This is a genomic window from Kitasatospora kazusensis, assembly GCF_039529945.1.
GTDB lineage: Bacteria > Actinomycetota > Actinomycetes > Streptomycetales > Streptomycetaceae > Kitasatospora > Kitasatospora kazusensis.
In genome coordinates this window covers 1-7,679 of sequence record NZ_BAAANT010000085.1, presented here as the reverse complement: position 1 = coordinate 7,679, position 7,679 = coordinate 1, and the positions used below count along the sequence as shown (strand labels likewise).

Below are 7,679 nucleotides of genomic sequence, written 5' to 3'. Positions count from 1 at the left end.
GCGCGCCGTCTGCTCCGCAGACATGACGCGCCGTCACTAGCGTGACGGAGTGACGCTGCGTGACTCCGTCACGCAGTGACGGAGGGTGGTCCCCCTCCGCTCCGCTCCGGGGGCCGGCCTCCGGCCGGAGCCTCGAGGCAGGTTGGCCCGCGTGCCGGGCCGGGGTCCGGGCGAGGGGCCCGTACGGGTGGCCCCTGGGATAACATTTCTGCTGCTCAAACGTGGTACAGGTGAGGCGCACTCCGTGCGCGGGCTGACTGGGAGAGGGGGGTGTCCGGGGCCTGCGCACGGCAACCGGACGGACACGGGGCCGGGCCCGAACCCCGACCATACTCACATCGTGTCACCGAGACGGGCCCGACGCAAGCCCCGACCAAGGACGTGCAGACCCCCGACATGAGTGGTCTAGACCGATGCAAGTGGTCTAGACCGAACTGGGCCCGCTCGCCCCCCGACAAGCCCACCGATTCCACTCTGACCGTGTATCAGGAATCCGACGTCAGCCAATCCTGCCACAATCTCCATGCCCATCTGACCGCGCATCACCATCACGCCTGTGTAATCCCAGGAACCGGCCCCGGTGTCCGCCCTGACTTTCCACCAGAAACAGCGGCGGCCGACCGGCCCCGGCCGTTAACGATATGACGCGAAATTCGGGTAGCAGCCCCATTGGTGGAAAGGGTCCGGCTGTCGGAATGGGAATCGTCCATAACCGCCCGGCCGAATTCCGGCGCAGCGGCTGCCGGGGCCGGGCGGACCGCCGAGCAGGACGGCCGGGGCCCGGAGCTCCTGGACCACCAGGAGCAGCGCAACGTCGAGGCGGGCCCGGCCCGAAGCGCCGGGGCCGGGGCGCGGCAGCCTCCTGGCCGCTTCTGTGTGGCTTGGGGCGGGCGTGCCGGTGCTGGGGGCCGCTGGGCCGGTACGGGCCCGTACAGAGGCGCTGTGCGCGGTTGGGCCGGGTCTGGCGGCGGGCGGCTGCTCGGCGGGTCGTGCGGCCGGCAGCGCCGGACGCTCACCACAACAACAGCCCCGCAGGGCCGAACCACTCGCCGTCCAACCGCACAACCCAGACCCAACCCATCCCACCAAGACAGGAGAAAGGAGCAGACAGAGGGGGTTCTCTGAATTAACGACGTCCCGAAAACCGGCCTTGAGCTGCGGAAACGTCGGATCGGCGCGGAGAGGGCCGGGGTACGTGCGGTGGTAGCTGCGGTGGTGCCTGCGGTGCTGTCTGCGGTGGTGCCTGCGGTGGTAGCTACGTGCGTGCGATGTCGGGCCCGGTCCGGGCCGCCTGGCCTGCTCCTGGTCGGCGCGCGGCGCGCGGCGGGCTGCGGTCGGCCCTGCCGGGCCTGGCCGGCCGCGAGGCCAGGGCGGGCCGCGCAGCGCACCTCGACCCCGAACCGCCGCCACCAACCACCACACAACAACAGAAGAGAAGGGGCCAGGAGAGGGTTGTCAGATTTTCCGGGGGCCTTGGTTGCCGCTCTGAGCTGGGCGGATGCCGTGGCCGGGCCGGGGGTGGGGTGGTGGCATCAGGAGCTGCATCAGGAGTCACATCGGGAGCTGCATCGGGAGCTGCATCAGGAGTCGCGTCGGCGCCCTGGTCCCGTTGGTGGCTCCAATTGGAGCCGTCAGCGGGACCGGGGCGCCGGGGTCGGGCGAGCGGGCGGGCGCGGCTGCGTCAAGCGCCGAGGCCTACGTGGGAGACGTACTGGTACGCCCCGTAGTCGCTGTCCAGCTCGGAGATGATGTCGTCCCAGATCTCTTCGAGCTTGCCGGCGTCGCCGGTGGTGAGGGCGTCGACGGCGTCGTCCCAGACGTAGCGGACCTGAAAGGAGCGCACCCGCAGGTTGTCGCGGCGGCGGTTCTCGTCCACGGGCTGCTGGTTGATGGGGTGGATCTCGATTTTGCTGCCGCGGCCGCCGCGGTTGAGGTGCTGCTTGAACGCTCCGCTGTTGGCGAGGACGTTGGCGGCGCGCAGGTTCCAGTAGGCGGTGTCGATGGCTTCGCGGGTGGCCGGCCGCGGCTGCTGCTTGCCGTTGGCCCAGGCCCGGACGGTGGCGGGGGTGGCGGTGACGCCGGCATCGGCGAGGGCCTGGGCGCCGCCCTTGGTGGTGCGCAGGTACCGCATGCGGGCGCCCAGGCCGCGGCGGGTGTTGACGGGGGACTTGATCCCGCCCTCGATGATCATCCGCTCCAGGGCGTCCTCCAGGGCGCGGGCGAGGGCGATTTTCCCGTGGACGTTTCCGGGGTCGCCGTCGGCGCCGTAGCGGCCGAAGTTCTTCCATCCGTCGGTCGACACTTTAGGCGCTCCGCTTCCGGGTCAGGGGCAGGGTGTATTGGTCCTTGAGTTTCATCTGGGTGGCGAGGCGGCCTTCCTCGAATACACCGCCGTTGGCCTTGCGCCATTCTCCGCCGGTGACGTGGAGTTCGTCGGTGCCGCGCAGTCGGACGATGGTGAGGCCTGCGTTGTGGGCGCGGTGGGCTTTGTACCAGAGGTTGGCGAAGGCCTGGGAGCGGATGATGTGCATCCAGTCGGGTCGGCGGATGTCGCGGTTGTAGGTGGATTCGCCGATGGTGGATGCGAATTTCGCGTAGATGGCCTTGACGTATTTTTCGGTGATGGTGTCGTTGTCGGTGATGGCGTTTTCGCGGGCCTGGGTGAGGACGCGGCGGAACTTCTCCAGCAGGCCTTCGGAGGCGCCGCTGGTCCAGGCTTCGGTGATGTGCGGGGCGTCGGCCAGGCCGAGCTTGTGGCAGCGGATCAGCAGCCGGACGGTGGCGCCGTCCAGGAGCACCGGGCCGGCCTCGTGCCGGTTGCCGATCGGGTCCGGCAGGGTCGGGTGTTCCCAGGTGGGACGCTTGGGCAGCAGGTAGATCCCGGAGCGCTTCGGGTCGAACCCGCCGCCCGGCTGGTGGACCAGGGAGCCGATCGGCAGGTGCGTCTTGAGGGCCGAGCAGTAGGCGGCGTTGGTGTCCAGGACGTCGACCGCCACCTCCGCCGGCTCACCCTTGCGGACCGCCTCCATCAGCGGTGCGTTCTCCCACTTGTGGCGGCCCTCCCAGATTTCGTCGGCGCCGTTGCGGGTTTTCTTGGAGAGGAATTCCAGGCGGTCCGGGTAGACGGTGTGCTCGTAGGCGGCGCCGACGCGGGTGGCTTCGAAGAGGTCCATTCCGTTCGGGATGGCTCGTTTCTCCAGCGCGGCGGAGGCGGCGTCGGTGTCGCCGTCGTGCTCCTCCAGGGCCTGCTCGACGGCTGCGGTGATCATGTCGAGGTAGTAGCCGAGGTCCCGGCCGCTGCCGGCGTACTCGCCGCGCGGCGCAGCGGCGGGCGCGGGGGCCGGGGTGGGGCGGGGCGCAGCGGGGGCGGGCTGCTGCGCCTCGGCCGGGGCGGGCTGCGCGGCGGGGGCGGGGGCGGGGGCGGGCCTTGAGGGGGTTGCAGGGGCTGTGGCGGGCACGGGCTCGGCGGTGGGGGTGGCCGGGGCCTGGGTGGCGGTGGCGGGGGTGGCGGGGGTGCAGAAGCCGCCGAGGTGCAGCGGGCGGCCGCCGGTGCGGTAGGCGAGCGGGCGGCCGCAGCGCTCGCACGGGACGGGGGGATGGAGGAGGGGCTCTCCGTCCGGGCCCCGGTCGTAGTCGGCGCCCTGGGCGACGGCGGCCTCGGGCTGCCCGGGGACGGCGGCCGCCGGGTGCTCGACGGCCGGAGCGGCCGGCTGCACCGGAGCAGCAGCCGGAACCGGGACGGGTGCGGGTGCGGGTGCGGGTGCGGGTGCGGGTGCGGGTGCGGGGGTCTGGGCGGTGAAGGCGGCCGGCACCGGCTGCGGTGTGGCGGTGCCGGGCGGCCAGGTCATGGACTCGGCGGCGCGGGTCGGACCGGCCAGCAGGTCCAGCGGCGCCAGGCCCCAGTGCCGGGCCAGGGCGTCCACCTCGTCCAGGCTCCAGGGCTGCGCCCCGGACTGACGGCGGGACACCTTGTCCTGGGTAAGGTCGATGCTCGCGGCGAGCTGCGCCTGGCTTTCGCCGGTGCGCTGCCGCAGGGCGGCCACGGTGAGCCGCAACGTCTCCAACGTACTGAGTGCCATACAGGCATCTTATCCATACTGAATGGATAAATTCCATAGAGTTAGCGCCGATTCACTGGATCGGGTGGCGTGAGGGTGTGATGGAGCACCGTAGTTTGCGAGTGGAGCACGATGGTTTGCGACTCCGGGTCATGTGAAGAGCCCGGTGAACCTGCACGGCCGCGAGGCCCCGCGAGCCACCTGATCTACACCTGGTTGAATCGGCGGATGAGTGAGACCTCTGTCGACCTGGGAGTCGTCACCGCGCCGTCCGGTGTGCTGGTGCTGGGGATGGCCGGCTCGATCGACCAGTGGCCCGAAGTCGGCGATCCGCTGTCCATGCGGGCGCTGGCCGCGGCAGGCTTCGGCGGCGGCCACCTCCACGAGCCCGCGGACGGCCCCGGCCGGGAATGGTGGTGCGAGGCGGTCGCGGTGCCGGCCGCCGCCGACCGGCCACTGGAGGTGCGCGCCGAACCCTGGGTTTCCCCCGACGGGCCGGTGATCTCCGTCCTGGAGGTCGACCTCGGCCTGCCCTGGCCGGACGACGGCGGCGGGGAGCCGATCCGGCTGGGCGACCTACCGGTCGACCGGTGCGGGATGGTCCTCGGGGACGCGCGCGCCGTGGACTCGTTCGTCGGACTGAACGGTGAATCCGTCGACGGACTCGCCGATGTCACCTACTGGGGGAAGTACGAGGACGAGGCCCACGCCGTCTTCGGCGGCGAGCGGACACCCCGATACGGCGGGCAAGGGCCCTACGGGCGGCTCGACCTCCCGCTGCGCGAAGCCCACGAGTACGCCGGCCAGCTCCGGAACTGGCTGTCGGAAGGGCCCCGCAATGGCCTGATGGTCTCCGTGGACGCGCACAACCACTTCCACTTGCTCGACCGGGCCGGCCAGACCCACCCCCTGCTCGCCGGACAGATCGAGATCGACGGATGCCAGGTCCTGGGCCTGGGCTGGGACCCCGGGGACCACTCCATGCGCCACCGCGGCGAACGCGCCTGGGGCCAGGTCTACCCGGTCACCCTGGAACGACGCGACACCACCACCCTCCTGCGCTGGGCCATCCCCGCAGAAGCAGAAGAACCCGAACAGACCGAAAGCTGACGACGCGCCCGGCCGTGCCGTGCAACGGCGGGGCGGCCGCCACCGCACTCGGACGACCCCGTCTCGCAAGGTGCCGTGCTCCGGCTTCGTAAACCCCCGTGCACCGCCACAGCGCTGACCAGTGGGTTCTAAACGATCACTCGCAAACTATGGCGCTCCGTCACAAGGGGTGACGGTGTCCTGTGACGGGTGATCTTGACCGTTCTGTCCTGGCCGCCCCTGATCGCGTCCGGCCGGGTGGTGGATGATCGGGGTGTGCTGGTGCGTACCGAGTTGCTGCCGCTGGGCCCGTCCAGGTCGCCGAGGGTCCGGGTCCACACGCCCGTCGGCAGCACTGTGGCGGTGTGGCGAGGCGACCCGGACAACGCGGCCGGCCGGCATCACATCGAATGGACCGTCGACGGCGACATCGTCTGGGGTCGCAACACGCGGCCGGCCACGCTCGCCGAACCCGGGGTGCGCGAGGAGGCCGGCCAGGTCGTCCTACGAGGACGGCTGCAGCTCACCGAAGACGGCGCCGCAGTCCTTGAGATGGGTGACTCCCAGGTGCTGTTCGATGTCGGATCACCGCCACCGCCCGGCAACGCCTGGGTGGAGATCAACGTCGAAGCGGACAAGGTGGAGCTGTACCCCTACGAGCTCTGACCGGTCAAAGCCGCCGGGCAATCGCTCACCTGTCAGAGGACAGCCGGAGGCGGCAGCGCCCTTGGGGGTGGCCGCACCAGCCGGACACCATTAAGAGAAGTAGTCAGAGAAGTAGACGCGCCCTCCCGGACGCCGAAGGCTCCGTACAGGTGGTCTGCGCGCGCGAGACCACCTGGCCCGGCCGGCCTTCGCCGGGCCGGCGCCCGGACGCCAGGGGTGGCGTCATGGCTTCCCCCGCCGCGTGCCCGCGCGGTGCTCCGTTTCTACGAGGACCTCTCCGTGGCCGAGGCGGCCGACCGGCCAGGGTGCAGCCCCGGGACGGTCAAACGGCATCAGGTTCGCCGGTGATCCGGCCCGCAGTCATCCCGGAATGCCCGCACCGCTGATGCCCGGACAGACAGTGAGGCCCCGCCACCGCCGACTCGCGGCGGTGACGGGGCCTGGCAGGGGCGGGCGGTCAGGAGCGGGCGAGGCGGTTCTCCATCACGCGCAGCGCCTTCGCGTCACCAAAGACGTTGTCGAGCCGCACCTTGGCGGCGTCGATCGAGATCATCGAGACGGTCGCGCCGTTCTGGACGAACAGCTCCTTCGCGTCAGAGGGCAGGTCGTCGATGTCGGCGGGCCTGCCCGCGCTGTTGCGGGCCGTGAAGTCGTAGGCGACGCCGCTCGTGACGGCGGCCGTCCGGGCCACGTCGAAGTGCACCTTCTGACCGGAGGCCGTGTCGGTCCAGTGGCCCGCGTCCAGGCGCCCCGCGCAGCCGGCGTAGTCGCCCTCGATGGTGGACAGTGCCTTCCCGGCCGTGGTGGCGTCCTTGAAGTGGAACAGGATCTGCGCGGCGTGGGCCTGCCTGGCCGCGCCGGTGAACTGCATCACCGACACCGAGGTGGTGTGCAGCTCGGCGGTCGGGCTCTTCCCCATGCCGCAGGTGTAGAGCCACTGGAACTGGCCGGTGGTGGTGGTGATGCTCTTCGGCTGCGCCTGCCACTGGAAGGTGCCGGCGAGCGGCAGCTCGGAACCGGTGAGCCAGGGCGAGGTCCTGGCGGGGGCGGGCGTGCCGGTGAGCGTGACGGCCTGCGCGGCAGGCGCGGCAGGCGCAGCGGGGGCGGCGGGGGCGGCCGTGCCGGTGAGCGTGACGGCCTGCGCGGCGGGGGCGGCCGTGCCGGTGAGCGTGACGGCCTGCGCAGCGGGGGTGGCGATGGCGGCGGCGAGGCCGAGGGCCAGGGCGGAGGCGGTGGCGGTCTTGGCGATGCGGGACGGCAGGTGCTTGCGCATGGTGGAGTTCCCCCGGAACGGTGTGATGACGGTGATGATCGGGTCGGTACGCGGGAGCCGTGCCGCCACCCCCGGGGTTTCCGTTCACCCGTTCGGCCTGCCGCTGCTCTGTGCGATGTGAATATCCTGTCGGGCCGACATCCCTGTCCGGTCCGTCCGGTGTCACCGCCGCGCAACAGTGACCAGACGGCCAGGGCACGGCAGCGCAGCGCTGACCCGCCCCACCGGAGCGGGCGGACTGCTGGCTGAGGACATCGCTCAGATCGGGTATCCGGTGTAGCGGCCGGCAGTCACGACCGCCCGCGAGCCTCGACCGTCAGCCGACGGTGGCCTGCTGTTCGGCTCGGGCGCGGGTGGAGGCGAGGCGGTAGGAGTCGGTGCCGGTCTCGATGATGTTGCCGCCGAAGGTGAGGCGGTCGACGATGGCCGCGCAGAGGCGGGGGTCGGTGAAGATCTTCGTCCAGCCAACTGGGGGTCTGTACGGTGACCGGTGTACCTCCCGATCAAGGAAGAGCACCTGATGAGCGACGTGATCGCCTCGGTTGAGGCGGTTGAAGAGGTCCGGCCGGGGCCGGTCGCGCCGGTGGTGAAGC

General features: G+C 71.2%; 7 protein-coding genes. 3 read left to right on the top strand and 4 right to left on the bottom strand.

Annotated elements, in window-relative coordinates; all coding sequences use genetic code 11:
• Positions 1 to 1,681 precede the first annotated feature (1,681 nt).
• Both ABD330_RS31625 and ABD330_RS31620 read right to left on the bottom strand, forming a co-directional pair.
• Entirely contained in the window at positions 1,682 to 2,302 is a 621-nt protein-coding gene (locus tag ABD330_RS31625; protein ID WP_344469754.1) for a hypothetical protein, read from the bottom strand.
• Position 2,303: 1 nt separating this feature from the next.
• Positions 2,304 to 4,079, bottom strand: coding sequence for a helix-turn-helix domain-containing protein (locus ABD330_RS31620; protein WP_344469753.1), 1,776 nt, complete (start codon positions 4,077 to 4,079; stop codon positions 2,304 to 2,306).
• Positions 4,080 to 4,286: 207 nt separating this feature from the next.
• Here ABD330_RS31620 and ABD330_RS31615 point away from each other — a divergent pair, with 207 nt between their 5' ends.
• The 3 genes from ABD330_RS31615 to ABD330_RS31605 all read left to right on the top strand — a co-directional run bounded on the left by ABD330_RS31615 (position 4,287) and on the right by ABD330_RS31605 (position 6,161).
• Positions 4,287 to 5,168 carry a hypothetical protein gene (locus ABD330_RS31615; RefSeq protein WP_344469752.1) on the top strand — a complete coding sequence of 294 codons (882 nt, stop codon included), beginning with the start codon at positions 4,287 to 4,289 and terminating at the stop codon, positions 5,166 to 5,168.
• Positions 5,169 to 5,423: 255 nt separating this feature from the next.
• On the top strand, positions 5,424 to 5,813 hold the full coding sequence (locus ABD330_RS31610; RefSeq protein WP_344469751.1) for a hypothetical protein: 390 nt from the start codon (positions 5,424 to 5,426) through the stop codon (positions 5,811 to 5,813).
• Between the two features lie 216 nt (positions 5,814 to 6,029).
• Positions 6,030 to 6,161 carry a sigma factor-like helix-turn-helix DNA-binding protein gene (locus ABD330_RS31605; protein ID WP_344469750.1) on the top strand — a complete coding sequence of 44 codons (132 nt, stop codon included), beginning with the start codon at positions 6,030 to 6,032 and terminating at the stop codon, positions 6,159 to 6,161.
• Between the two features lie 109 nt (positions 6,162 to 6,270).
• On the opposite strand, the gene ABD330_RS31600 is transcribed toward ABD330_RS31605, so the two are convergent.
• Positions 6,271 to 7,155: a hypothetical protein gene (locus tag ABD330_RS31600; protein WP_344469749.1), complete on the bottom strand. Its 885-nt coding sequence runs from the start codon at positions 7,153 to 7,155 to the stop codon at positions 6,271 to 6,273.
• Between the two features lie 247 nt (positions 7,156 to 7,402).
• The coding region (locus tag ABD330_RS31595) for an ATP-binding protein (RefSeq protein WP_344469748.1) at positions 7,403 to 7,679 on the bottom strand (277 nt) is incomplete at its 5' end.

Coding starts and splice junctions, on each gene's coding strand:
- ABD330_RS31620 (WP_344469753.1), bottom strand. CDS start 4,079: ATGGCACTCAGTACGTTGGAGACGTTGCGGCTCACCGTGGCCGCCCTG.
- ABD330_RS31615 (WP_344469752.1), top strand. CDS start 4,287: ATGAGTGAGACCTCTGTCGACCTGGGAGTCGTCACCGCGCCGTCCGGT.